Origin of the sequence: Mesorhizobium sp. M2A.F.Ca.ET.043.02.1.1 (genome assembly GCF_003952405.1) — a bacterium.
Taxonomy (GTDB): Bacteria; Pseudomonadota; Alphaproteobacteria; order Rhizobiales; family Rhizobiaceae; genus Mesorhizobium.
The window spans coordinates 5,017,174-5,043,102 of the sequence record NZ_CP034445.1; the positions used below are offsets into that span (position 1 = coordinate 5,017,174).

Consider the following 25,929-nt stretch of genomic DNA (forward strand, 5'->3'; position numbering starts at 1 on the left):
GACTGCGTCATGAAGATCACCGACCTGCGCTGCGCCGTCATCGGCAAGCACCCCATCGTCCGCGTCGTCACCGACGAAGGCCTCTATGGTCTGGGCGAGGTCGAATACACAAAGACCTACCTGAAACCCTTCGTGCTGCATTTCCGCGAGGCGCTGATCGGCGAGGATCCGACCGACGTCGAGCGGGTGATGCTGAAGATCCGCCAGCGCGGCTCGTTCAAGCCCTATGGCGCGGCGGTGAGCGCTATCGAGCACGCGCTGTGGGACATCGCCGGCAAGGCCGCGGGCGTGCCGGTTTACAAGCTGCTTGGCGGCAAGGTGCGTGACAAGGTGCGCGTCTACAACGGCTCGATCCGTCGCAAGCGCACGGGCGACCGACCGGAGGATTATGCCGCCGACGTCAAATGGATGATGGAGCAGCCCCAGAATTTCTTCATGGTCAAGCAGGGCATCTCGTTCCACTCCAACATGAAGGACTCCATTGAGGGCTTCCATTACGGCGTTACGCAGAAGAAGGCCGGCTATCACGGCGCCATGGACCAGGGTGTGATCAGCGAGCGCGGTTTCAATCACATGCTCGACTGCGTGGCGGCGATGAAGGAGGTGCTGGGCGACAAGGTCAGCCTGGCGCTCGACTGCGGGCCGGGCTGGATGCTGCCCGATGCGATCAAATTCGCCCGCGCCGTCGAGAAGTACAATCTGATGTGGCTCGAGGACATGCTGACCGGCGACTATGTGCCCTGGGTCAATCCGCAAGCCTATCGCGAGCTGACCACGTCCACCTCGACGCCGATCCACACCGGCGAGCAGATCTATCTGCGGCACAATTTCAAGGAGTTGATCGAGACGCAAGCGGTGCGGGTCATCGGCCCCGATCCCGCCGATATTGGCGGCATCGCCGAGCTGAAGTGGGTCGCCGAGCACGCCTATATGCACTCGATCCTGATGGCGCCGCACGGCACCGCCAACGGCCTGCTCGGCCTCGGCGCGCTGATCAACGTCTGCGCCACCTTGCCCGCGAACTATATCGCCTTCGAATATCCGAGCGCTTCCGACCCTTGGTGGGAGGACCTCGTCATCGGCCTGCCGAAACAGATCGTGAGGGACAGCATGGTGGACTTGCTGGAGGCGCCGGGGCTCGGCCTCGACATCGACGCCGAGGCGGCGAGAAAATATCTCGAGGAAGAGGATGCGGGCTTCTTCGACTGACCTTGTCGCCGCTCGCCTTTGAGCGACAGGCATTGAGCTGACCCGTAAGGATCAGCTCACTGTGTCCGCCAGTCATGCTCTTGCCGGAATCCGAGGACATCGCGCAGCTTCCGGTTTGAGATCGGTCCCTCGAATGCGTCCATGGTCCGAGTGACCGGTATGTCGGGCGCATGCTTCCTGAGGAACTCCGCCGTCGGCAATTCGGACACGATGTTGTCGTTGACGGCGTTGAATATCTGGAAGCCCAAACCGTCCTTCTCGACGCACAGGTCGACGATCTGGCCGAGATCGCGCGCGTCCATATAGGTCCAGGCGTCGCGCCGCCGCTTCGAAGGATCGGCCAGGAATTCCGGAAAGCGGGCATAGTCCTTCGGCTCTACGACGCCGCCGATCCGCAGCGCATAGATGTCGGTTCCCGTGCGGGAGGCGAAAGACCGCGCGATCTTCTCGCCCAGCAATTTGGAAAGGCCGTAGCTGTCGGTCGGATCGGCGTCGTGCTCCTCATCCACCGGGAAGGATGAGAAGTCGCGTTCGCCTTCGGCAAAGCAGATGCCGTAGACCGTTTCGCTGGAGGCCGTGACGATCTTGCGGATGCCGAGCTTGGTGGCGGCTTCGATCACATTGTAGGTCGACTGCACATTGGCGGCAAACATGGCGTTGTCCGGCCGCAGGAATATCCGCGGAAGCGCTGCGAAATGGACGACGGCGTCGACCGGGCCGCGGCCCTTGCCGCCGAAATACTCGCTGAACCCGAAATGCAGCGTCAGCGCATTGTAGGCTTCGCCCGCGTCCGCAAGGTTGGTGATGACGGTATCGACCCCAGGCACATCCAGCGGCGTCAGGTCGAGGTTCAGAACCTGATGCCCGCGTTTCAGCAGATAAGGTATGACGTGCCGGCCGATCTTGCCGCTGCCGCCGGTGAAGACAATCCGCTTGCCCATGGCTTCCTCCGAGCGAATTTGTTTGATCGAGCAGCGAACCGGCCGGTCGTCCGCTATTCAAATATGCCGAAGCCGGGCACGGCATGTTTGTGGACACCGTCCATGTTGAGCTCGACGCCGATGCCTGGCACATCAGGCACCGCGATGTGGCCGTCTTCGACGATGGACTTGGCGCCATTCGGCAGGCGCACGTAACTGTCCCAGGCGTCGCGCTCCTCCAGCGCGTGCCATTCCAGCACGAGGAAGTTCGGAACGCTGGCGCAGACATGGCAGGTCGCCATCGTGCCCAGCGGCGTCGACACCAGATGCGGCGCGAAAGGCACGTAGTACATCTCGGCGAGGTTGGCGATCTTGCGGCTTTCGGCAAGGCCACCGCATTTCGGCACGTCTGGCATGACGACATCGGCGCCGTAGTTCTGGAACAGCTCCCGAAAACCCCAGCGCAAATAGAGGTTTTCGCCGACGCAGATCGGCGTCTTGGTCCGCATGCGGATCTGCTTCAGGGCCTCGACATTTTCCGCGGGGATCGGTTCTTCGAGCCACAGAAGATTGAAGCGCTCCATCTCGGTGGCGATGCGGCTGGCGCTGAGCACGTCATAGCGCGCATGCAGGTCGATGCAGAGATCGACGTCAGGGCCGGCTGCTTCGCGCACCGCCGCGACGCGCTCGATCATGGAACGCAACTCGGCGCCGTTGATGGTGTGGTTCACCGCATCGAACTTGCCCGGGTGGCGCAGATTGTCGATGTCGAATTTCAGCGCCGTGAAACCTTCCGCAACCATGCGGCGGGCGCGAGCCGCGCATCCCTGCGGCGATCCCGATTCGTCGTCGCCGTCGCCGCAATCGGCATAGAGCCTGATGCGGTCGCGGAACTTGCCCCCGAACATACGGTAAAGCGGCTGGCCGGCGGCTTTTGCCGCCACGTCCCACAGCGCCATTTCGAGCCCGGTGAGGGCGATGAGAAAGATGCCGGCCTGCGCGCCGGAGAAGACATGATCGCGGCGGATCTTGTCCCAGCAATATTCGACATTGCGCGGATCCTGGCCGATCAGTTCCGACTTCAGTTCCGAGATCAGACCGACGATTGCGGCCGCGCCTGCGTCGGGATTGGCCTCGCCATAGCCGGAAATGCCGGCGTCCGTATCGATCCGGATGAGGGTCGCCTTGCCGTGATAGGCCACGACCGCCGTTTTGATGTCCACGATCTTCATCGGATCCCTCTCCCCGTGATGGCGCGCGCTCACAAGTGCAGAATTCTGCCCATGGGCCAAACTTGTCTAATAAGCATACAAGAATGACCAATGTGCCGTAAACCCCCTTCGATGGATTTTGCATCTGCGGACGTTCGAAGGTGCCGCTGCTCGTTGTTTTGCTTGGGAAATTCAGAGGCGTGTGCCAAGAATCCCGAAACTCAAACTTCACACTTGTTAGACGAGTATATAAGCGTATAAATTGGGCGACCACAGAGCTATGGCTCATGCGTGTCGTCAATCGGGAGGAACAGGATGCAACAGCGACAGCTCGGATCGTCGCCGGTGAAGGTATCGGAAATCGGCCTCGGGACCTGGGGGATGTCCGGCGCGTTTTGGGGCGCGGCTGACGACGAAGAGTCGATCCGGGTGATCAGACGCGCGCTCGATCTCGGCATCACGCTGATCGACACGGCCGAAGCCTATGGACACGGCCATGCCGAGGAGGTCGTCGGACAGGCGCTGGCCGGCCGCCGCGACAAGGCCGTGATCGTGACCAAGGTCGCGCCCAATCATCTCGAACCCGCCGCGATCGAGGCGGCGCTCGACGGTTCGCTGAAGCGAATGCAGACGGAATATGTCGACGTCTATTTCGTCCACTGGCCGAACTCGGATTTTCCGATCGGGCCGACCATGGAGATGATGGAGCGGCTGCGCGCGTCAGGGCGGATCAAGGCGGTCGGCGTCTCGAATTTCAGCATCGCCGACATGGACAGCGCCCGTCAGCACGGCGTCATCGACGTGCTGCAGCCGCCCTACAACATGCTGTGGCGCGAGGTTGAAGCCGAGACGCTGCCCTATTGCCGCAAGCACAATGTCGGCGTCATGCCATACAGCGGTCTCGCCCAAGGACTGCTCACCGGAACGCTGTCAACGGACACCAAGTTCGTCGAGGGCGATGAGCGGCGCACGACGGTGCTGTTCCAGCCGGGCACCTATGAGCGGGCGGTGAACGCCGTCGACATGCTCAAGCCGATCGCGGCGCGCTACGGCAAGACGGTTCCGCAACTTGCGATACAGTGGCTCACCAGCCGGCCAGGCGTCAGCTCGCCGCTGGTCGGCGCCCGCACCGTCAAGGAACTGGAGGAGAACGTCGAGAGCGCCGGCTGGACGATTTCCGACGCGGACATCGCCGCTATCGACAGGATCACTGCCCCGGTCTGGGCGGAAATCAAGGACAAGGGCGACATGTTCGGTTTCCGTGCACGCCAGCGCCAGGAACAACAAGCGAAGAGAGCATAGTGCACTTCCGTGGGATTGCTCCACGTCAAGCCCTGTCCTCCCGGCACGCTGCGGCGCGGCCAGCGCAAATGCTGGCTGCGCCGCTTCTTCAGCGAGGCAGGCCGACCGCGGTGGTCTTCTTGAGGTGCCGGCGCATCGCTTCCTCGGCCCGCTTTTCGTCGCGCGCCACGAGCGCCTCGTAGATAGCCCTGTGCATTTCGGTTGCGGAGGGCAGCGCATGGGGCATCTGGTTGCTGATGCGCCTGCTCGCCATCTGCCACCACCGGGACGAATACATGAAACGGTCGAGGATCCTGTTCTGCGCCGCCCGGCAAATCTCCATGTGGAAATCCAGATCGAGCTTCAGATAGGCGTCGGGATTGTCCTCGCTGGCCGACATCGCCGCCAGCAAAGTGCCAAGGCGTTCGAGATTTTCCTTGGTCATGTGCTTGGCCGCGATGGCGGCGATGGCCGGTTCGATGATGATCCGGGTCGCATGCGCTTCGGCCAGGATCTCGCGCATCTGCTCATGCGGCAGCCAGTCGATGAGCAGTGGGCTGAGATAGTCCCACTCCTCGGCTGGACGCAGCACCACGCGCCGCCCTTGAGCGATCTCGATCATATCGAGCGACGCGAGGATCTTCAGCGCCTCCCGCGCGACCGCGCGCGAGACTCCGAATTCCTGCAGGATCTGCTGTTCCGACGGCCCCTGGGCGCCGGCGACACCGCTGCCGGCGATGCGCCGCGCCAGCACGCCAGCCACCTGCTTGGGCAAAGTTTGAAGCTTGACCTCAACGGTATCCATCACTAACATCCACTTGTCTGATAAGCTTATAGGCTGATAGCTAGATATGCAGTCAACTTATCTCATAAAAACGCTCACTAGCCTATAACACGGCTGGCGGGAAGGGAGGATCGAGCGGTGTCCAGCCGCCGTGCCCCGTTGCCGCCGTCCGAGGTCACGATCGATACGCCTGCTCAACCGAGCGAGGCGTGTTGGAGCGCAAGTGCCGATCGCCCGGAGGCTCGCAAGCGTCGTTCGGGAACCAATCCACGCAGTCCAGCGGCGGGAGGAGCACGCCGCAGGCTGCCGAGGCTGAAAGTCGTCGGCCGTCCCTGGATGGACCGACCAGTCAAACCAGGAGGAGATTGTGATGTCCGGAACCTTATCGAGACGTAAATTCCTTGCCGCGAGCGCGGCAGTGACGGCCGGCTCGCTTGCCGCGCCGTGGGTTGCCAAGGCAGACGCCAAAGAGATCACCGCATTGCTGATCACGGGCGGCCCGCTCTATCCCAAATACTGGGAGAAGATCGTTCAGGACTTCACCGCCAAGACCGGCATCAAGGTTCGCTACGACCTTCTGGAATTCACGCCCCTGACGGCGAAGGTGGTCACGTTGAGCGCGGCGCGGTCGAGCCAGTACGACGTCTACAGCACCCATACGGCGCAGATCGATTCCTACTTCAACCATTTCGCGCCGCTGAACAGCTATTTCAGCGACTCCGAGCTGGCGGACTTCTATCCCGTCGCGGTCAAATACCTGCGCGATCCCAAGACCGGAAATCTGGCGGCGATTCCGCGCAACATGGATGCGCGCGTTCAGTACTACCGCAGCGACATCTATCAGGAAAAAGGCCTGAAGCCGGCCGAAACCTGGGAAGAACTGGTCGATGTCGGTCTGAAACTCACCGGCAACGGTCACTATGGCCTTGTCGTGCCGGGACAGGGCGATCCGGCGCAACGCACCTTCAGCGACCTGCTCTGGCAGGCAGGCGGCGACTGGGTCGACCAGGCCAACAAGCCGGCCTTCAACTCCGAAGCCGGCATCAAGGCGCTCACCTTCTATCGCGATCTGATCCAGAAGCACAAAATCGTGCCGCCCGACGCCGTCGGCTATCAATGGAACGAGAACTCGACCGAATTCTCGTCCGGCACGGTCTATGCCACTTTCGATTGGCCGGGCGCCTTCGCAACCCTTTCCAATCCGGAAACCTCGCGCGTCGTCGGCAAATGGTCGACGGCGCCCTATGTGCGGGACAAGGCGGCGATCTCATGTGCCATCTCGCATGCGATGGCGCTGAATGGCCAGTCCGGACGCAAGGAACCCGCCGTCGCGTTCATCAAATACACGGTCAGCACCGACGCCCAGCGGCTGCAGTTCGATCAGTTCACCAACTTCCCGAGCAGCCAGAGTCTGGCCAAGGAAGTGATCGCCGCGGCCAAGGGCCCCCAGGCGACATGGCTGCAACAGCTCGAGACGACGATCGCCAACGGCAAGGAGTGGCCCAAGCTTGCCGGCTTCTCGAAGGTCTGCACCTTGATGTTCTCGGCCATCGAGCAGGCCCTGTCCGACCAGGCTTCCCCCGCCGACTCGCTTAACCAGGCGGCGACCGAGGCGGAGGACATCATGCGCCGGGCCGGGGCCTACGATTGAGCATGGCGCCCGTTGCGCAGACGCGGGTGTCAGGGCGCCGGCGACGTTCGCCGCTGCCCTACACCTGGCAGAGAGGATACCTGCTGGCCAGCCCGGCGCTTTTCGTCATGCTGGCCATCCTCATCTATCCGCTCGGATACTCCTTCATCATGAGCTTCTTCCGCTGGGACCTCAGCGGATCGGCGCCATTCGTCGGAACGGGAAACTACACCGACGAGCTGTTCGGCCGCCAGTTCAACCAAGCGCTCCGAAACCAGACCATCTTCAGCGTCGTTTCCATCACGATCGAAGTGGTGGCCGGCATGGCGATCGCTGTGCTCGTCAACGGCAAACTGCGCGGCATGCGCCTCGCGCGCACCTTACTCCTGGTCCCGCCGATGATCGCGCCCGCCGTCGTCGGCCTGAATTTCCGCTGGCTGTTCAACACCCAGTATGGGCTGGTCGACGCGCTGCTGCGCATCTTCAACCTGCCCGACATTCCGTGGCTCACCCATCCGGCCTGGGCGCTCGTCTCGGTGATCGTCGCCGATGTGTGGCAGAACACGCCGCTGATGGTGCTCCTGTTTCTTGCCGGCCTGCAATCCTTGCCGCAGGAGCCGCTCGAGGCGGCCACAGTGGACGGCGCCACGCCATGGCAGCGCTTCTGGCATATCGTGCTGCCGCTGATGCGTCCGGTCATCATGATCGCGCTGATGCTGCGCATCATCGACACGTTCCGCACCTTCGACGTCGTCTGGCTGATGACGCAAGGAGGACCGGGCGGCGCCACTAACCTGCTCACGGTCTATTCCTACCTGCTGGCGTTTCAGGCGGTGGATTTCGGACACGCGGCGGCGGTCTCCTACATCGCGCTGGGCATGTCGCTGTTCGTGCTCGGCCTGCTTTACGGAGTGCCGTGGCTCATCGCGAAACGGAGGGCGATATGACCGAAGCCGTCATCGTCGGTGCACGTTCCATGCCAAAGCGCCGGCGCCGCCGGTTCACGGCGGCGATCGCCGGTCAGTATTTGGCGCTGGTCCTGACCGTCGCGCTCACCGTCTTTCCGCTGGTGTGGCTGTTCCTGACCTCGATCCGCAGCTCGGCCGACATCTTCTCGGTTCCGGTGCACATCATCCCCGAGACCGCGACGCTGACGCAGTATGTCGCGGTCTTCGCCCAGTACGACACGATGGGCTATGTCTGGAACACCGTCATCGTCTCGGTGGCGACGGTCGTCCTCGTCCATCTGCTGGCCATCCCCTGCGCCTATGCGCTGTCGCGCTTCAGGATGCCGGGCGCCATGCTGATCTTCGGGCTGCTTTTGATCATGCGCATGATCCCGGTCATCGCGCTTGCCATCCCGCTCTTCGCCGTGTTCGCAGCCATGGGCCTGCTCGACACCGTCTGGGCGCTGATCCTCAGCCATACCGCGGCCAAGCTGCCGGTCGCCATCTGGCTGCTTCTGGGCTTCATCCAGGATGTGCCGAAGGAGATCGAGGAGGCTGCCCAGTCGGACGGCGCCGGCACCGTGCGCACGCTGGTCCAGATCGTCGCGCCGCTGATTGCGCCGGGCATCGGCGCCAGCGCCGTGATCACCTTCCTCTTCACCTGGAACGACCTCTTGCTCGCCTTGACCCTGACTTCGAGCAAGGCGGCGCAGACGCTGCCCGTCGGGCTCACCAATTTCGTCTCGCAGTATGGCATCGACTGGGGCGCCATGTCGGCCGCCGGCGTGCTCATGGTCATCCCGACCTTGGTGTTCGTCTGGTTCGCCCAGGGGCTGCTGGTCAAAGGCCTGACGACTGGTGCGGTTCGCGGTTGAACGGCTGGAACGATGGTTGAACGCAACTGAGTGACGATCGCTGAGGCTTGCGCCTCAGCGCAGATTGGAGGAACGGAATGGAAGCTGACCAGATACCGGCGATACCGGACATTTCACGGCCGCCACGAGAACTGGTCGACGCGCTGGCGGCGATCGGTTCGGCGACGCTGGCCAGCGAGCTCTACCACAAGATGGGCATTCGCGACCCGCAGATCCGCGGGCCGCGTCCCTTGCGTTCCGGCAGCACGGCGGCAGGGCCAGCGCTGACGCTCCAGTGCATGCCGAAGCGCGAGGATCTGTACAACGAGACGGAGTATGAGGAGCCTGAGCGGCAACTGCACCGCCACGTGCTTTATCCCACCCAGCCCGGCGACATGGTGGTGGTCGATGCCCGCGGCGATCTGGGCAGCGGCATTTTCGGTGAGATGATGCTGACCTATTTTGCTGGGCGGGGCGGCGCCGGCGTCGTTGTCGACGGCTGCATTCGCGATTCCGCCCAGGCGGCGGCGCTCGATATCGGCATCTGGGTGAGGGGCGTCACGCCGAATTTCCACGCCCAGACCAACATCGTCCCCTTTGCCGTCAACGTTCCGATCGCCTGCTCGAACGTGCTGGTCATCCCGGGCGACATCATCGTCGCCGACGACGATGGCGTTGTCGTCGTGCCCCCAAATTGGTCGAGCTCGCCGGCGCGCATATCGAGTGGGAGGAGTTTTCGCGCGCGCGGCTCGCGCAAGGAGGAGACCTGCGGAAATACTACCCGTTGAGCCCCGAGGGCGAGGCCGAATACCGCGCATGGCGGCAGGCCCAAGGAAAATGAGCCGCGCCGGTACGGGAGAAGAATAGGTGTCCGCAATCGAGATAGAACAGCTCGGCAAGAGCTTCGGCGCGGTGGAAGTCCTGCGCGACGTCAACATCGAGATCGCCAGCGGCGAGTTCGTGGTCCTGGTCGGTCCGTCGGGCTGCGGCAAGTCAACGCTCCTGCGCATCATCGCGGGGCTCGAAGAGCATACGACTGGTGAGATCCGCATTGGCGGGCGCGTCGTCGACGAGATGCCGGCCAAGTCGCGCGACATAGCCATGGTCTTCCAGAGCTACGCGCTCTATCCGCATATGAGCGTGGCCGACAATATGAGCTTCGCGCTTCGGCTGGCCAAAATTCCCAGGGAGGAGATCGTCTCCAGAGTGAAGGCGGCTGCCGAAATCCTCGGTCTGCAGGACCTGCTCGACCGCATGCCGCGTCAGCTGTCCGGCGGCCAGCGCCAGCGTGTCGCCATGGGTCGCGCGATCGTGCGCGCCCCCTCGGCCTTCCTGTTCGACGAGCCGCTCAGCAATCTCGACGCCAAGCTGCGCGTGAAGATGCGTGCCGAGATCAAGAAGCTGCACCAGCGGCTCGGCCGCACCAGCATCTACGTCACGCATGACCAGACCGAGGCGATGACGCTCGCCGACCGAATCGTGGTCCTGAACAAGGGCCGCATCGAACAGATCGGCACCCCTTCCGAACTCTACGAGAAACCGGCCAATCTGTTCGTCGCGGGCTTTATCGGCTCCCCGGAAATGAATCTCATCGAAGGTCGCGTCGACAACGGCGCGTTCGAAGCCGGTTCAGGCCTTCGCCTGCCATTGCCCAAAGGTCTGGAGTTCCACGGCGCACAAGAGGTGATTTACGGGATCCGTCCTCAGCACATCATCGTCGGGGGCGATCACGCGAGGGCCAGCGTCCAGGTGGTGGAGCCGACAGGAGAGGCTCAGGAACTGACGTTGAGGACAAGCGGGGTCGAGCTCGTGGCCGAAGTTCGGGATCAGCAGCCGTTCAAGCCCGATCAAGAGGTTGGGTTGGAGGTGATGGTTTCGAAGGTCCACCTATTCGACGCGCGAAGTGGCATGAGGATAAATCAGGACGAACTCGTCAGAGGGTAGGGGGAACTGCTCGCCCGTGGAGCTCGCGTTTAAGCGGCCGAGGCCGCGAATGGGTGCACTCGGCCGGATCGCGCGCGACCAATGGCGGCCGAACCAGCTCAGCCGACTGCGCCGGCTGAGCTCGCGTTCCGAGGGTTACAGCCGGCGCCTCAGGCCTGCTTCTCACAATCAATGACGATGCGGCCCTGGATGTCACCCTTGTGCATGCGGGAGAAGATGTCGTTGATGTTCTCGAGCTGTTCGGTCTCGATTGTCGCCTTGACCTTGCCGTCCCCCGCAAAGTCCAGCGCTTCCTGCAGGTCGAGCCGTGTCCCGACGATCGAACCGCGGACGGTCACGCCGTTGAGCACGGTATCGAAGATCGACAGCGGGAAATCGCCAGGCGGCAGACCATTGAGCGACACCGTTCCCCCGCGGCCGACCATTCCGAGCGCCTGCTCGAAGGCTTTCGGCGACACGGCGGTAACAAGAACCCCCTGGGCGCCGCCGACCTCCTTCTTGACGAAGGCGGCGGGATCGGCCTGGCGGGCGTTGACGGCCAGCGCGGCACCGAGGCGTTTGGCGAGGTCGAGCTTCGCATCGTCGATGTCGACCGCAACGACGTTCAGCCCCATCGCCTTCGCGTATTGAACCGCCAGGTGGCCCAGCCCGCCGATACCCGAGATCACCACCCAGTCGCCAGGCTTGGTGTCCGTGACCTTGAGGCCCTTGTAGACGGTGACGCCCGCGCACAGGATCGGCGCGATCTCCGTGAATGATATGTTGCCCGGCAGACGGCCGACATAATCGGGATCGGCAAGGACGTATTCGGCAAAGCTGCCGTTCACCGAATAACCGGTGTTCTGCTGCTCCTCGCAAAGCGTCTCCCATCCGCCGAGGCAATGTCTGCAGTGGCCGCAGGCGGTATAGAGCCAGGGCACCCCGACGCGGTCGCCTTCCTTGACGTGCTTGACGCCCGATCCAACCGCCACGACGTGCCCGACACCCTCATGGCCGGGAATGAAGGGGGGCTTGGGCTTCACCGGCCAATCGCCTTCGGCGGCGTGCAGATCGGTGTGGCACACGCCGGTGGCCGCGATCTTGACGAGGATCTGGCCGGCTCCGGGCGTCGGCACCTGAACCTCTTCGATCACGAGCGGCTTGCCGAACTGGCGAACGACGGCGGCTTTCATGGTCTTGGGCATGGAATACTCCTGGGTTGTGAGTGGGTCCTATTTCAGGAACTGGCGGAAGCGCCGCAGCGAGAACGCAAACAGGAGCGTGCTGATGACCAGCAGCGCCGCGAGCTGCGGCCACACGACATCGAGGCCCGCGCCGCGGAACAGCACCGCCTGTGCCAGCATGACGAAATGCGTGTTGGGCGCGGTGAACATGATGGCCTGGATGGCCATGGGCATGCTCTCGCGCGGCGTGACGCCGCCGGACAGCACCTGCAGGGGCAGGAGCACCATCATCAGCAGCAGGCCGAATTGCGGCATGGAGCCGGCGACGGTGGCAAGGAATATCCCCAGGCAGGTCATGGCGACGATGTCGAGCGCCGCGCCCACCATGAACAGCGCGATCGATCCGTTGATGGGGACCGACAGCAGTCCCTGGATGACGACAACGAGTGCAAGGCCGGACGCCACCAGCACGACAATGCCCATCGACCAGATCTTGCTCGTCATGATCTCGAAAGGGGTGACCGGCATCACCAGAAGATGCTCGATCGTCCCGTGCTCGCGCTCGCGGATCAGCGCTGCGCCAGTGAGCACGATAGACAGCATCGTGATCGAGGAGATGGCATTGGTGATGGCGCCGAACCAACCCTTGTTGAGTTCAGGGTTGAAGCGCGCCCGCAGGTCGAGGTCGACGGGCAGGGAGGCCTTGGAACGATAGCGGTCGAGAAATTCGTTCACTTCTCCCGAAACGATCGACTGGATGTAGCCTCCGCCGGTAAAGGCCTGCGACATCCGGGTGGCGTCGATGTTGAGCTGAACCGCCGGCGAGCGGCCGGCCAGCAGATCGCGCTGGAAGTTCGGCGGAATATCCAGCGCGAAAGTATCCATGCCTGAATCCATGCGGCTGTCCATCTCCGGCTGGGAGATGAGCAGAGGCGCGGTGAAGTAGGGCGGATAAAATGCCGTGACGATGCGCGACGAGACCGGCGACTGATCCTCATCGACGATGGCGATCGGAGCGTGATTGAGCGTCTCGGGCATCGCCTTCGAGGCGGTGTAGGTGGCGGCGGTGAAGGCATAGACGATCAGCACGAGCATCATCGGGTCCCGCATGAGACCGCGCAGTTCCTTTATGCCGAGATTGTATATGTTGGCGATGCGCATCAGCGGGCCTGTTTTTTCAAGAACGCCGCTCCAAGGCCGAGCAGCACCGGAATGGCGACGAGCATCGGCACGAACGCGCCCGACAGGTCGGCAAAGCTGAGCGCCTTGGAAAAGACGCCGCGCGAGATCGTCACGAAATAGGTGGTCGGATAGATCCGGCCCACGAATGCGCCCACGCCCTGGAGCGACGACACCGGGTCGATCATGCCCGAATATTGGGTGGCGGGGATCATGGTGATCAGCGCGGTTCCGAAGATCGCCGCGATCTGGCTGCTCATGAAGGTCGACAGGAAAAGCCCCATGGCCGTCGTGGCCGTGACGTAGACAAGGGCGGCGGCGGCGAAAGCCGGAAGGCTGCCGGTCAGCGGCACGCCGAAGAGGAAGACGGCGAAGCCCGTCAGCGGCACGAAGTTGAGCATCGCGAGGGCGACATACGGAATCTGCTTGCCGATCAGGAACTCCAGCCGGGTGACGGGCGTGACGTAGAAATTGATGATGGAGCCGAGCTCCTTCTCGCGCACCACGCTGAGCACGGCCAGCATCGCCGGGATCAGCAGCAGAAGCATCGGGATAACCGCCGGAACGATGGCATCGAGACTGCGGACGTCGGGATTGTAGCGGTAGCGGATGTCGAGCTGGAAGGCGCTGGCGGTGGCGGCGTCGCCATAGAGTTCACGCGCCTTCTGCGTCAGCCAGCCGGCATGCATTCCCGAAACATAGCCTTGCACGGTTTCGGCTCGTGTCGGCATGGCGCCGTCGATCCAGGCGCCGATCGTGACGTCGCGGCCGCGCGCGAGGTCGCGCCCGAAGCCGGGCGGGATCTCGATCGCGAGGCTGAGCTCCCCGTCCTCCATGCGCCGGTCGAGATCGGCATAGTCGATGATCGGCGCCTTCTCGGTGAAATAGCGCGAGCCTGCGATCTGCAGCACATAGTCCCGGCTGATCGTCGTGTCCTCGTGATCGAGGACGGCGAAGGAGAGGTTTTCGACGTCCATGTTGATGCCGTAGCCGACGACGAACATCAGAATGAGGCTGCCGACGGTCGCCAGCGTGGCCCGGATCGGATCGCGCAAGAGTTCAAGCGCCTCGCGCCGCGTGTAGGCGAACATGCGGCGCATATCGAAGGAACGGCCTGTGCCGCTGCTGCCGGGGCGACTGGCCGGCGCTTCCGGGACCGGCATTGTCCCGGCCGCCACGCTCGGCGTTTCGGCCTGCGCGCCTGTCGCCTCCTCGAGATATCCGACGAAGGCTTCCTCCAGCGTTGCCGCCGACCGGCTTTTGACGATTGCGGCCGGCGTGTCGCTGACCAGGACCTTGCCGGCATGCATGAGCGAGATGCGGTCGCAGCGTTCCGCCTCGTTCATGAAATGCGTGGACACGAAGATCGTCACGTTCCGCTTGCGCGAGAGGTCGGCAAGAATCCGCCAGAAGCCGTCGCGGGCAACCGGGTCGACGCCGGAGGTCGGCTCGTCGAGGATCAGTATCTCCGGAGAATGGATCATCGCCACGGCCAGCGACAGCCGCTGGCGGATGCCGAGCGGGAGCGCTTCGGGCAGCGTGTCGACATTGTCGGCGAGGCCGAATTGCTGCGCGACCTCCTCGACCCGGGGCGGGATCGACGCATCGGCCATGCCGAAGAGGCGGGCATGGAGCTCGAGATTCTGCCGGACCGTCAGCTCAGAGTAGAGCGAGAATCCTTGCGACATGTAGCCGACGCGCCGCCGCACATCGATGTCGCGGGAGTCGATCTCGCGCCCGAACAGCCGTGCCTTGCCCTCGGACGGCTCGAGCAGCCCGGTCAGCATCTTCATCGTGGTCGTCTTGCCGCAGCCGTTCGATCCGAGGAAGCCGAAGATCTCGCCGCGGCCAATGCGGAAGCTCACGTCGTCGACGGCGGTGAAATCGCCGAAGCGCATGGTAAGGTGTTCGGCCTCGATGGCAGGTTCGCTGTCGGCGCCGGCGGGCCGCGGAGGGATCACCACCGCCTCGTGGCTGTCCCGCTTCTCCGGCGGGAGAAGGGCTATGAAGGCGGCGTCCAGGTCGGGCGCGCCGGTTCCTTCGAGCAGGTCGGCCGGGGTTCCGGAGGCGAGCACGCGGCCCGCGTCCATGGCCACCAGCCAGTCGAAGCGCGCGGCCTCTTCCATATAGGCCGTGGCGATGATGACGCTCATGCCCTCGCGACCCTTGCGGATCTCGCCGATCAGTTCCCAGAACTGGCGGCGCGACAACGGATCGACGCCGGTGGTCGGCTCGTCCAGGATCAGGAGGTCCGGATCGTGGATGAGGGCGCAGCACAGGCCAAGCTTCTGCTTCATGCCGCCCGAAAGCTTGCCGGCCTGCCGCTCGGCGAAAGGCGCCAGCCCCGTTCGCTTCAGAAGCTCGCCGATGCGGCGCTCGCGCTCGCGCCGATCATGCCCGAACAGGCGGCCGAAGAAATCGATGTTGTCGAAGACCGACAGCGTCGGATAGAGGTTCTTGCCCAGGCCTTGTGGCATATAGGCGATCCTGGGGTAGGCGCTCTGCCGGTGGCCGAGATCGGCCATGTCGCCGCCCAGCACCTCGACATGCCCCTGCTGGATCGTCCGTGCTCCGGCAATCAGGGAAAGCAGGCTGGATTTGCCGACGCCGTCCGGCCCGATCAGGCCGACCATGCGGCCGGCCGGGAAATCGAGCGTTACGGCATCGAGAGCCCTGACCTTTCCGTAAGCGTGGCCGACATTCTCCAGCCGCGCCACGTAGCTTGACGGAAGGCCCGCGCCGGCGTCCGGCCGCGCATTCATTGCACGAGCTTTCCCTTGAGGCTCGCCGGCCATGAGGCCTGCGGATCGAGCCGCACATAGGCCACGCCGGGCAGGCCGGTTTTCACCTGCTGGATATATTTGCGGAGCAGCTCCGGTGCGATGTGCGCCTTGATCCGGAACATGAGCTTCAGGCGCTCCTCCTCCGTTTCGACCGTCTTGGGCGTGAACTGCGCGACGTCCGCGACGAAGGTCACCTTGGCGGGGATGATGTATTGCGGCGCCGCGTCGAGCACGAGACGCACATCGGAGCCGATCGCGACGCGCCCGGCCTGCGCGGTCGACAGGAAGAAGGTCATGTAGACATCGCCGAGGTCGACGAGGTTGAGCACGCGCCCGCCGCCCGCCAGCACCTCTCCGGGCTCCGCCACGCGGAACTGGATGCGCCCGTCGCGCGGCGACGCCAGCGTGGCGTCGCCGATATCGGCGTCGATGCTTTCGATCGCGGCCTGCGCCGCGTCGACCGTGGACTTGGCATCGACCACCTGCGCCCGCGCGGCGTTGATGGCCGCTTCACTGGCGGCGAGTTGGGCCTGCGCGGCGGCGACGGCGGCTTTCGCGCTCTGCTCGGCCGCGCGGTCGTTGTCCAGGACCTGCTGGGAGACGGTGTTGTTGACCGCAAGCTGCTGCGAGCGCGCCAGGGTCCGATCGGCGGCGTCGAGCTCGGCTTCGCGCTGCGCGACGACAGCGCCGGCCGCCGTCTTTTCAGCCTCGCGCTGCGTCACCAGGCTGCCAGCGGTCTCGACCCCGATGATGGCGCGCTGAAACTGCGCCTCGGCCTGACGGCGCTGCGCCTCGAGCTGCGCTGTGTCCATGCGGGCAAGCACCTGGCCGGCCTTGACGAAATCGCCTTCGCCGACAAGGATTTCCTTGATCCGCCCCGCCGCCTTCGTCGAGACGTCGATTTCGACCGCCTCGATGCGGCCGTTGCCGCTGGCGATGCCTTCCGGCAGTTGCCCGTCCTTGGAACGCTGCCACACATAGTAGCCGGCTGCTCCGATGGCTATCAGGGCGCCGAGGATCAGCCATCGCCGGGAAACCTTCATGGCCGGCCTTCGGTGTTGCGCGATACGTCAGGTTCGGCTGGCGCCAAAAGCGCCCCCTCGAGATGGAGTGGCGCCGGAGACAGCGGCCCCGAAGCGGAGAAGGGAAGGAACCTTGCCGAGGCAATCTCCCGCCGCCAGGCGCCGATCTGTTCGGCGCTTAAGGTAATGCCGTCCATGTCAGGGGAACTCCGTTCAGGTTGCCAAGTTGGCGCGACCAAAACAGAGACCGGCTGCGGCGACCTTGATCGATATCAATTCTGGGAGAAGGGGTCGCTGTGAGCGTCGGGACCAGGGCCTGAACGTTCGCCGGCCTTCTGATCGGTCAATGCATTATGGCGAGGACGATACCGTGCTGACGCGGTCGAGAGGAGCTGTTCGGCGGCCGGAGCGTCAGACAAATCGCGGGAAAGCGTCCGCATCGGGCGCGTTCGCCCAGCTTTGCAATGTCTGTCCGCCGTCGAGCAGGCAGTCGACGCCGGTGACGTGGCGGGCATCGTCCGAGGCCAGGAAGGCGACGGCGGCGGCGACATCCTCGGGCTGGCCGATACGGCGCAGCGGAATGCGGTCGGCGAAACGGCGAATGCCGGCTTCATAGGCTGCCTGGTCCCGCGCCGGCACGCCCAGCCGGGTCTCGATGACCCCGGGGCAGATCGCGTTGACGCGAATGCCATAGGCGGCGGCGTCGAGGGCCGCGATCCTGGTCAGGCCGACCACGCCGTGCTTGGTCGAGGCATAGCCGGCGCCGCCGGACAGCACGTCCCAGCCGGCCATGGACGAGCCCATATTGACCACCGATCCCTTGATCTTGCCCGCGATCATGGTCGCCAGTGTCGCGCGCAGGACGTAGAACATGCCGTTGAGGTTGATGCCGACGATGCGTTGCCAGTCCTCGGTGCTCAGCTCGTGGACCGGCGCGACCTTTCCGGAAATGCCGGCATTGTTGAACAGCACGTCGATCCGGCCGAAACGCGTAACCACCGCCGTGACCATAGCGTCCACCGCCACGGGTTCGGCGACGTCAACCGCGAAGGCTTCGGCGCGGTCGCCAAAGGTCGCTGCCAGGGCCTGAGCACGAGGCCCGTCGAGATCGGCGATCGCGACTGTAGCGCCTTCCTCGACGAAGCGGCGCACCGCTGCGGAGCCGATGGCGCCGGCGGCGCCCGTCACCAGAACGATCTTGTCCTTGAAGCGCATCTCTTGTCTCCGAAGCCCAGATACCGGTCAGCGATAGTCGCGCCACGAGAAGCGCGGCTCGAAGCCCAGCGCCGCTTTGGCCGCCGAGGTGTCGATGAAGGCGGCGTTGCCATCCAGCGGGCGCCTGATCGGAACATCCGGATAGGCTTGCGCCGCGAGCGTTGCGCTGGGCACGTCCATATAGCTGTCCCACACCGATGCCGACCCCAATCCTCTACGACTGCGACCCCGGCCACGACGATGCCATCGCGCTGGTCATGGCGCATCGCTCGCCCGACATCGAGCTTCTCGGCGTCACCACGACATGCGGCAACGCGGAGCTCGAGAAGACGACGGACAACGCGATCCGCGTGCTCGATTTGCTCGGCGCCGGCGATGTGCCGGTCGCCGCCGGCTGCGCGCGGCCCCTGGCGCGGCCGCTGGTTCTGGGCACCGCCGATGGCCCGAGCGGGCTCGAAGGCTCGCCCTATCTGCCGCAGCCCTCGCGCGGGCCGATCAAGCAGCGTGCGGTAGACTTCCTTGCCGAGAAGCTCGCGGCATCACCGGAACCGCTGCTGGTGGTGGCGACCGGCCCGCTCTGCAACATCGGCCTGCTCGTGCTCAAGCACCCGCACGTGCTGCCCAAGATCAAGGAGCTGATCTGGATGGGCGGCGTGTTCTATCGCAAGAGCGAGATCATCACGCCGACCGAGTTCAACGCCTTCTGCGACCCCGAGGCCCTGAAGCTGGTGCTGGACGCAAGGGTGCCCATCACCATGATCGGGCTCGACGTGACCATGCAAGTGCTGATCGAGGCGCCGCAATACGAGGAACTGGCCAGGATCGACACACCGCTCGGCCGCGTGGTCATGGACTGGCTGAAATTCTACGAGAAGCTGCACCGCAACTCGATGGGCGTCGGCGGCGCCATGCACGACCCGCTGGCGCTGGCGCTGGCGATCGATCCGACGCTCGTCCGCACGCGTCCGGCGCATATCGGCGTCGACCTGTCCGGCAGCTACACATTCGGCGCCACGGTGGCCGATTTCTGGCATGAGCGCGGTGAGGAGGACAATGCGCGCATCGCCTATGAAGTCGATGCCGACCGCTTCTTCAAGCTGATGCTCGATTTGCTCCGCTAAAGCATGTCTCCCGAAGTGGGAACCGGTTTCGGGATCAAGACATGCGTAAATCAAGAACCTAAAGCGCATGGAGCGAATCTGAAAGATCGCGACGCGCTTTAGGCCGTCGGAAGGCTCACCGCTCCAGGCAGATCGCGACACCCTGGCCGCCGCCGATGCAGAGCGAGGCCAAGCCCTTCTTCGCTCCACGCCGGACCATCTCGTGCAGCAGCGTCACCACGATGCGGCAGCCGGAGCCGGCCAGCGGATGGCCAAGCGCGATGGCGCCGCCGCTCATATTGATGATGTCCTCGTTCCAGCCCATCTCGCGATTGACGGCGATGGCTTGCGCGGCGAAGGCCTCGTTGATCTCCATCGCGTCGAGATCGGACGCGCGCCAGCCGGCCTTGTCGAGCGCGCGCCGCGAGGCCGCGACGGGACCGAGGCCCATGTCCATCGGCTCGACGCCGGCAGAAGCATAAGAGGCGATGCTGGCGAGGGGTGTCAGGCCGAGTTCCTTCATCCGCGCCTCCGACATCACAAGCACCGCGGCGGCGCCGTCGTTGAGACCGGATGAGTTGCCGGCCGTGATCGTCCCCGCCGCATCGAAGACCGGTCTCAGCCGGCCAAGGCCTTCCATCGTGGTGGAGGGGTTGGGATGCTCGTCACGCTCGATGACGACATCGCCTTGCCTGGCCTTGATCGACACAGGCGCAATCTCGTCGTCGAACCTGCCAGCCTGGATGGCGGCGTCCGCCTTCTCCTGCGAGCGCAGCGCGAACCTGTCCTGTTCCTCGCGGGTGATCTGGTAGCGCTGCGCCAGCGCTTCGGCGGTGACGCCCATATGCACCTGATGGAAGGCGTCCCACAGACCGTCGGTGATCATGGAATCCTTCACCGTACGGTCGCCCATGCGGATGCCGGCGCGCACCCCGTGAATGACATGTGGCGCCGAAGTCATCGAATCCTGTCCGCCGGCGATCACGCAGTCGGCGTCGCCGCAGCGAATGGCCTGGGCGGCGAGATGGATCGACTTCTGCCCGGCGCCGCAGACCTTGTTGACGGTCATGGCGGGCACGCCGACCGGCAGGCCGGCCTTGAGAGCAGCCTGCCGGGCGGGATTCTGCCCGGCGCCGCCGGTCAGCACCTGGCCCATGATCACCTCGCCGACGGCATCGGGCGCAAGCTGCTTTTCGGCCAGCATCGCCTGGATAAGCTGCGCCCCCAGCTCCGCCGCCGACAGACCGGCGAACGCGCCGTTCAGCTTGCCGATGCGCGTCCGCTTCGCGGCAACGATGTAAACGGCGTCCATGTCTGTTCCTCCGGCAGCGCGGTCCGCTTGGGCGTGATCGCCGCTTGACATTCTGGTTATAACCAATAATCATGAAATGCATCGGCAGGCAAGGTCGCGGCATCGAGCCCGGCCTGCATTGCGGGAGGAAATCCATGTCATCCGTGCTTTGGACGCCGGCGCCGGCCGCGTTCCAATCGTCCAATCTTGCGCGCTTTTCGATGGCCAACGGCTTCGATCCGCGCGACTACGAGACGCTGCATCGCTGGTCCATCGGCGATCCCGGCGCCTTCTGGCGAGCGATGTGGGATTTCGCCGAGGTCATTGGAGATCCGGGCGGGAGCGCCTTCCTGCGCGACGACAATGCGCCGATGACCGGGAGTCGCTTCCTGCCGGAAGCGACACTCAATCTCGCGGAAAACCTGCTGCGCGGCGACGAGGAGAGGATTGCTCTCATCGAGGCCGACGAGAGCGGCCATTTCCAGACCATCACACTGGGCGAATTGCGCCGGCTCGTCGCTAGGACGGCGCATGGCCTGCGCGCGGCCGGCGTCGGCAAGGGCGACTGCGTCGGCGGTATCCTGCCAAATAGGGTCGAAGGGCTCGTGGCGCTTTTGGCGACGCTTTCCGTCGGCGCCATCTGGTCGTCCTGCTCGCCGGATTTCGGCGCCGCCGCGATCGTCGACCGCCTCGGCCAGATCGGCGTCAAGGTGCTGTTCGCCGCGCCGCGCTACCGCTATGCGGGCAAGGAGCACGACATCTCCGCCAGGCTGGCCGAGATCGTCGCCGCGATGCCGACGGTGACGACGCTGGTGCTGACCGGCCAACCCGGCCCGAAGCCGGATTGCGCGGCGGATTGCATTTCGTTCGACGATTTCGGCCGCGACGCTCCTCTCAGTTTCGAGCGCGTGCCCTTCGACCACCCGGCCTATGTGCTCTACACCTCCGGCACGACAGGCGCGCCGAAGGCGATCGTCCATCGCGCCGGCGGCGTGCTGCTCCAGCACCTGAAGGAGCACCTGCTCCACGGCGACGTCCGCCCGGGCGACGTCATGAGCTGGTACACCAACACCGCCTGGATGATGTATCACTGGCTGATCTCAGGTCTGGCCTGCGGCGCGAGCGTGGTGCTCTATGACGGCGCGCCGATCCTGAAATCGGCCGATCGCCTCGACCCCAGTCCGCTCTGGAAAATGGCCGAGCGCGCTCGCGTCACGCATTTCGGCACCAGTCCTAAATACCTGGCGACACTTGCCGCCGAAGGTTACGCGCCGGGGCGCCTGCATGATCTCTCGTCGCTGCGTTCGCTGCTGTCGGCCGGTGCGCCCGTCTCACCCGGGCAGTTCGACTGGGTCTACGATCATGTGAAGCGCGACATGATCTTCGCTTCGATCTCCGGCGGCACCGAGATCATCGGCTGCTTCCTGCTGGGATCGCCGATCCATCCTGTGCGGCGCGGCGAGCTGACCGTGAAAGGGCTCGGCCTCGCCGTCGGCGTCATGGACGAGCGCAATGCGCCGGTCATCGGCCGGCAGGGCGATCTCGTCTGCACCGAGCCGTTCCCGTCCATGCCGCTGGCCTTCTGGAGCAAGGACGGCGACGCGCGCTATCACGCCACCTACTTCGCCGCACGCCGCGAGATCTGGACACATGGCGACGTCGCCGAGATGACGGCTTACGGCTCTGGCGTCATCCACGGCCGCTCGGACACGACGCTGAAGCCCGGCGGCGTGCGGATCGGCACGGCGGAAATCTACGCCGCCTGCGAGAATTTTGCCGAGATCGAGGATTGCCTGGTCTTTGGCGCGCCCATCGAAGGCGACGAGGAGATCGTGCTCTGCGTCAAGCTCAACGACGGCTTTGCGCTGACCCCCGAGCTCGCCATGCGAATTCGCAAAGCGATCCGCGAAGGCGCCTCGCCCCGTCACGTGCCGCATCGCATCCACGCGGTGCAGGCCGTGCCCTATACGCTGAACGGCAAGCGCGTCGAGGGTGCCGCCCGCGCCACGCTCGAAGGCAAGCCGGTCAAGAACATGGCTTCGCTCGCCAATCCCGCCTGCCTCGACGAATACCGCGCGCTCGACCGGAGCAAGGCGGCATGAGCCGGGCAAAGGGAGCGGTCGTCGGCATCGGCGAGTTGAAGCCGCAGCGCCTGACCAGCGGCGTGACGACGCTGGAGATGATCGCCGAGGTCTCGCGCCTGGCGGTGCTCGACGCCGGGCTGGAGCCGGCGGCTATCGACGGGCTGCTGGTCGGGCCGCAGGTCGGCGAGACGCCGCAGCATGTTCCGGCGACCATAGCCGAATATCTGGGACTCGCGCCGACCATGGCCAATGTCGTCGATCTTGGCGGCGCGTCCGGCGCAGGCATGGTCTGGCGCGCGGCGGCCGCGATCGAGGCCGGCATGTGCGAGGCGGTGCTGTGCGTGCTCGCCAACAACCGCGAGGAGGTTGCACCCCGCTCGCCCAATCGCAATCCGATCCGCGAGTTCGACGTGCCTTTCGGCGCTTCGGGCGCCAACATCTCCTATGCGCTGCTGATGCAGGCGCATATGGCGGAATACGGCTCGACCGCGCGAGATTTCGCGCTGATCGCCGCGGCGGCGCGCGCCAACGCGCAGCTCAACCCCGACGCCATCTTCTATGGCAAGCCGGCCGATGTCGAAGCGGTGCTTGCCTCGCCGATGATCGCCTCGCCGCTGCATCTCCTCGAAATCGTCATGCCGGTCGCCGGCGGCGAAGCGGTCGTCGTCACCTCGGCCGAACGCGCGCGGTCGCTCCGCAAGCCGCCTGTCCATCTGCTCGGCGCCGGCGAGAAGGTCACGCACCGCGCGGTCAGCCAGGCCCCACACCTGACTTCCGGTCCGCTGAAGAGCGCCATGGCAAGGGCCCTCGCGCAGTCCGGCACGAAGGCTGACGAGATGGGCCTTCTGTCGCTCTACGATTGCTACACGATCATGGTCGCGACCACGTTCGAGGATGCCGGCCTCTGCGCGCCGGGCCAGTTCGGCGCGTGGCTGAACGAGCACGATCTGTCGCACAAGGGCGACAAGCCGCTCAACACACATGGCGGCCAGCTCGGCTTCGGCCAGCCCGACCTTGCCGGCGGCATGACCCATGTCGTCGAAGCGGTGCGCCAGCTGCGTGGCGAGGCCGGTGAACGCCAGATCGGCAAGGCCGGGCTCGCCCTGGTCACCGGCAATGGCGCGACGATGAGCGAAGCGACCGCCCTGGTGTTGGGGGCCGCCTGATGTCCGTCGATCTCAACACGCTGAAAACCCCTGGCCCGACGATCACCGCGCTGTCCAGGCCGTTCTGGGATGCCGCCGCCGAGGGCCGGCTGACCATCCAGCATTGCGAGGATTGCGGCAAGGCCGTCTTCTATCCGCGCCCGATCTGCCCGCATTGCTGGAGCAAGCGGCTGGTCTGGAAAGACGCATCGGGCAGGGGACGGCTCAAATCCTTTTCCAAGGTGCATAAACCCGGCCATCCCGGCTGGCTGCCCGCGGCACCGTATGTGGTCGGCCTGGTCGAATTGGCCGAAGGCCCGACGATGCTGAGCTTCATCCTGCCCGGCACACGGCCGCAACAGATCGGAGACATGCTGTTGCTTGCGCCGACCGCCATCGGCGGCCGTGTCCTGCCGGCCTTCAGACCAGTCGAACCCAGAGCAGAGGAGAAGCCGCAATGAGCACCGAAACGAAGGACGGTTGGGTGGGTGTCGTGAAAGGCCGTCCGCAGGTCGGCGCCTTCGCCGAGCGCACGCGACGCACAAGGATGAGCGACATCGAGGCCTTCACCGGCATCACCGGCGATCGTAATCCCCTGCACTACGACCGCGCGCTGGCCGAGAAGTTGATGTTCGGCAAGCTCATCGTGCAGGGCGGCGTCACCTCCGGCATCCTCAACGCGTTGGTCGCCGAGGATCTGCCCGGCCCCGGGACCGTGTTCCTCGAAGTGGCCTGGAAGTTCGTCAAGGCCGTTGGCGTTGACGAGGAGATCACCGGCCGCGTGGAGGTCAAGGAAGTGCGCCCCGACAAGCCGATCTGCAAGATCGAGACCAGCGTGCGCAACGGCCAGGGCGAGCTTTGCCTCACCGGCACGGCCACGGTGTTCACCGTACCGCTGCAAGGCGCATGAGCACGGTCGGCGACGGCCGCCTTGGCATGGCGGCCGACAGCGAGCGCTGGCGCGTGCTGTCGCTGCTTTGCCTGGCGGTCGTCCTGTCGCTGACCACGTGGTTCTCGGCGACCGCGATCCTTCCCGAATTGAAGCAGGAGCTGGCGCTGGGCGCCAGCGCCGAGGCCTGGCTGACCAATGGCGTCCAGGTCGGCTTCGTCATCGGCGCGCTGGTGGCGAGCCTGGTCAATTTGCCGGACCTTGTACGGCTGAGCCGCCTGATGGCGGCAGCAGCCCTCGTCGCTGCTTTAGCCAACGCGACGCTGCTCTTCCATCCCGGGCCGGGCGGTGTGATCGCCGCGCGCATCGTCACCGGCGCCGCACTTGCCGGCGTCTATCCGCCGGCGCTCAAGCTGGTCGCCACCTGGTTCGCGCGCGACAGGGGACTGGCGCTCGGCGCGGTCATCGGCGCGCTCACAGTCGGTTCGGCGCTGCCGCATCTCTTCCGCGCCGTCTCGACCGTGCTCGACTGGCGGCCCGTAGTCGCCGCGGCAAGCGTGGCCACCGCTGCGGGCGCGCTGCTCTTCCTGCTGTTCGCGAAGGAAGGACCCTATCCCTTCGGCAAGGCTATCTTCGAGCCCTCGCGCATCGGCCGGGTGTTTCGCGAAAAGCCGCTGCTCCTCGCCAATCTCGGCTATCTCGGCCACATGTGGGAGCTCTATGCCATGTGGGCCTGGCTGCTCGCCTATACGCGCGCGGCCTTCGAGGCGCAGGCGATCGGAACCGCCGCCACAGCCTCGCTCGCGACTTTCTTCGTTGTGGCATCCGGCATCCTCGGTTGTCTGCTCGGCGGCTATCTGTCGGACCGCATCGGCCGCACCGCCACCACCGCCGGCATGATGCTCGTCTCGGGAAGCTGCGCGCTGCTGATGGGCTTTCTGTTCACCGGACCGCTCTGGCTGTTCATGCTGGTGGCGATCGTCTGGGGCGTTTCGGTGATCGGTGATTCGGCGCAGTTCTCCGCCGCAGTCACCGAACTTGCCGACCGCCGCTTTGTAGGCACCGCCCTGTCGGTGCAGCTCGGCGCCGGTTTCGCGCTGACGGTGCTTGCCATCTGGCTGACGCCGCGCTTCGCCGACTCCATCGGCGGCTGGCGCTGGGCCTTCCTGCTCCTGGTTCCCGGACCGCTTCTGGGGGCCGCCGCCATGCTATGGTTGCGAAACTTGCCGGAGAGCGTGAAAATGGCTGGCGGCCTCCGATAGGGTGGCGCTGCCGCTT

The 25,929-nt window shown here is 64.9% G+C and carries 22 protein-coding genes and 1 pseudogene; 13 read left to right on the forward strand and 10 right to left on the reverse strand.

The features are described 5' to 3' along the window. Window positions 1-9: 9 nt before the first annotated feature. Window positions 10-1,209 (forward strand): mandelate racemase/muconate lactonizing enzyme family protein, encoded by a 1,200-nt coding sequence (locus EJ068_RS23780; protein ID WP_127249307.1) that lies wholly within the window; start codon window positions 10-12, stop codon window positions 1,207-1,209. A gap of 56 nt (window positions 1,210-1,265) precedes the next feature. On the opposite strand, the gene EJ068_RS23785 is transcribed toward EJ068_RS23780, so the two are convergent. Next, window positions 1,266-2,150 carry an NAD(P)-dependent oxidoreductase gene (locus tag EJ068_RS23785; RefSeq protein WP_126078754.1) on the reverse strand — a complete coding sequence of 295 codons (885 nt, stop codon included), beginning with the start codon at window positions 2,148-2,150 and terminating at the stop codon, window positions 1,266-1,268. A 53-nt stretch (window positions 2,151-2,203) separates the two neighbouring features. Then, the gene (locus tag EJ068_RS23790) at window positions 2,204-3,361 is read right to left on the reverse strand and encodes a mandelate racemase/muconate lactonizing enzyme family protein (protein ID WP_126078753.1); all 1,158 of its coding nucleotides are present in this window, start codon (window positions 3,359-3,361) and stop codon (window positions 2,204-2,206) included. Window positions 3,362-3,655: 294 nt separating this feature from the next. On the opposite strand from EJ068_RS23790, the gene EJ068_RS23795 reads away from it, so the two are divergent. After that, window positions 3,656-4,642 carry an aldo/keto reductase gene (locus EJ068_RS23795; RefSeq protein ID WP_127249306.1) on the forward strand — a complete coding sequence of 329 codons (987 nt, stop codon included), beginning with the start codon at window positions 3,656-3,658 and terminating at the stop codon, window positions 4,640-4,642. 88 nt (window positions 4,643-4,730) lie between these two features. Here the strand turns inward: EJ068_RS23795 and EJ068_RS23800 are convergent, their stop codons facing one another. Beyond that, window positions 4,731-5,426 carry an FCD domain-containing protein gene (locus tag EJ068_RS23800; RefSeq protein ID WP_042638970.1) on the reverse strand — a complete coding sequence of 232 codons (696 nt, stop codon included), beginning with the start codon at window positions 5,424-5,426 and terminating at the stop codon, window positions 4,731-4,733. Between the two features lie 349 nt (window positions 5,427-5,775). Between EJ068_RS23800 and EJ068_RS23805 the strand changes: the two genes are divergently transcribed. The 5 genes and pseudogenes from EJ068_RS23805 (at window position 5,776) to ugpC (ending at window position 10,780) form a co-directional block, all read left to right on the forward strand. Continuing rightward, entirely contained in the window at window positions 5,776-7,056 is a 1,281-nt protein-coding gene (locus EJ068_RS23805) for a sugar ABC transporter substrate-binding protein (protein WP_128314677.1), read from the forward strand. A gap of 2 nt (window positions 7,057-7,058) precedes the next feature. Next, entirely contained in the window at window positions 7,059-7,982 is a 924-nt protein-coding gene (locus tag EJ068_RS23810) for a sugar ABC transporter permease (RefSeq protein ID WP_126078750.1), read from the forward strand. Continuing rightward, window positions 7,979-8,857 (forward strand): carbohydrate ABC transporter permease, encoded by an 879-nt coding sequence (locus EJ068_RS23815; protein WP_127249304.1) that lies wholly within the window; start codon window positions 7,979-7,981, stop codon window positions 8,855-8,857. The genes EJ068_RS23810 and EJ068_RS23815 overlap by 4 nt, the downstream gene beginning before the upstream one ends. A 92-nt stretch (window positions 8,858-8,949) precedes the next feature. Then, window positions 8,950-9,677 (forward strand): annotated as a pseudogene (locus tag EJ068_RS23820) (ribonuclease activity regulator RraA). A gap of 26 nt (window positions 9,678-9,703) precedes the next feature. Then, window positions 9,704-10,780, forward strand: a complete 1,077-nt coding sequence (gene ugpC / locus EJ068_RS23825; protein ID WP_127249303.1) for a sn-glycerol-3-phosphate ABC transporter ATP-binding protein UgpC — start codon at window positions 9,704-9,706, stop codon at window positions 10,778-10,780. A 149-nt stretch (window positions 10,781-10,929) separates the two neighbouring features. Here ugpC and adhP read toward each other — a convergent pair whose 3' ends face one another. The 6 genes from adhP to EJ068_RS32780 form a co-directional block, all read right to left on the reverse strand. Next, complete coding sequence (adhP, locus tag EJ068_RS23830) at window positions 10,930-11,964, reverse strand: alcohol dehydrogenase AdhP (RefSeq protein WP_127249302.1); 1,035 nt, start codon at window positions 11,962-11,964, stop codon at window positions 10,930-10,932. Between the two features lie 27 nt (window positions 11,965-11,991). Continuing rightward, window positions 11,992-13,104 (reverse strand): ABC transporter permease, encoded by a 1,113-nt coding sequence (locus tag EJ068_RS23835; protein ID WP_127249301.1) that lies wholly within the window; start codon window positions 13,102-13,104, stop codon window positions 11,992-11,994. After that, complete coding sequence (rbbA, locus tag EJ068_RS23840; protein WP_245463209.1) at window positions 13,104-15,884, reverse strand: ribosome-associated ATPase/putative transporter RbbA; 2,781 nt, start codon at window positions 15,882-15,884, stop codon at window positions 13,104-13,106. Before rbbA ends, EJ068_RS23835 begins: the two co-directional genes overlap by 1 nt. After that, entirely contained in the window at window positions 15,881-16,948 is a 1,068-nt protein-coding gene (locus tag EJ068_RS23845; protein WP_127249299.1) for an HlyD family efflux transporter periplasmic adaptor subunit, read from the reverse strand. The genes rbbA and EJ068_RS23845 overlap by 4 nt, the downstream gene beginning before the upstream one ends. A 390-nt stretch (window positions 16,949-17,338) precedes the next feature. Beyond that, window positions 17,339-18,142: an SDR family NAD(P)-dependent oxidoreductase gene (locus tag EJ068_RS23850; RefSeq protein ID WP_127249298.1), complete on the reverse strand. Its 804-nt coding sequence runs from the start codon at window positions 18,140-18,142 to the stop codon at window positions 17,339-17,341. 27 nt (window positions 18,143-18,169) lie between these two features. Then, on the reverse strand, window positions 18,170-18,322 hold the full coding sequence (locus EJ068_RS32780; RefSeq protein WP_189342166.1) for a hypothetical protein: 153 nt from the start codon (window positions 18,320-18,322) through the stop codon (window positions 18,170-18,172). Between the two features lie 17 nt (window positions 18,323-18,339). On the opposite strand from EJ068_RS32780, the gene EJ068_RS23855 reads away from it, so the two are divergent. Further along, window positions 18,340-19,263, forward strand: coding sequence for a nucleoside hydrolase (locus EJ068_RS23855; RefSeq protein ID WP_127249297.1), 924 nt, complete (start codon window positions 18,340-18,342; stop codon window positions 19,261-19,263). Window positions 19,264-19,378: 115 nt separating this feature from the next. Here the strand turns inward: EJ068_RS23855 and EJ068_RS23860 are convergent, their stop codons facing one another. Next, on the reverse strand, window positions 19,379-20,554 hold the full coding sequence (locus tag EJ068_RS23860; RefSeq protein WP_189342573.1) for an acetyl-CoA C-acetyltransferase: 1,176 nt from the start codon (window positions 20,552-20,554) through the stop codon (window positions 19,379-19,381). A gap of 134 nt (window positions 20,555-20,688) precedes the next feature. Between EJ068_RS23860 and EJ068_RS23865 the strand changes: the two genes are divergently transcribed. Genes EJ068_RS23865 through EJ068_RS23885 form a run of 5 tightly spaced genes read left to right on the forward strand, consistent with a single transcriptional unit; the run spans window position 20,689 to window position 25,913 of the window. Next, a complete protein-coding gene (locus tag EJ068_RS23865; protein WP_127249295.1) occupies window positions 20,689-22,635 on the forward strand; it encodes an acetoacetate--CoA ligase in 1,947 nt (648 codons plus the stop codon). Next, window positions 22,632-23,783 carry a thiolase family protein gene (locus tag EJ068_RS23870; RefSeq protein ID WP_127249294.1) on the forward strand — a complete coding sequence of 384 codons (1,152 nt, stop codon included), beginning with the start codon at window positions 22,632-22,634 and terminating at the stop codon, window positions 23,781-23,783. Before EJ068_RS23865 ends, EJ068_RS23870 begins: the two co-directional genes overlap by 4 nt. Beyond that, window positions 23,783-24,223 (forward strand): zinc ribbon domain-containing protein, encoded by a 441-nt coding sequence (locus tag EJ068_RS23875; protein ID WP_127249293.1) that lies wholly within the window; start codon window positions 23,783-23,785, stop codon window positions 24,221-24,223. Before EJ068_RS23870 ends, EJ068_RS23875 begins: the two co-directional genes overlap by 1 nt. Further along, window positions 24,220-24,672 carry a MaoC family dehydratase gene (locus tag EJ068_RS23880; RefSeq protein WP_127249292.1) on the forward strand — a complete coding sequence of 151 codons (453 nt, stop codon included), beginning with the start codon at window positions 24,220-24,222 and terminating at the stop codon, window positions 24,670-24,672. Before EJ068_RS23875 ends, EJ068_RS23880 begins: the two co-directional genes overlap by 4 nt. Continuing rightward, window positions 24,669-25,913 (forward strand): MFS transporter, encoded by a 1,245-nt coding sequence (locus tag EJ068_RS23885; RefSeq protein WP_127249291.1) that lies wholly within the window; start codon window positions 24,669-24,671, stop codon window positions 25,911-25,913. The genes EJ068_RS23880 and EJ068_RS23885 overlap by 4 nt, the downstream gene beginning before the upstream one ends. Window positions 25,914-25,929: the final 16 nt, after the last annotated feature.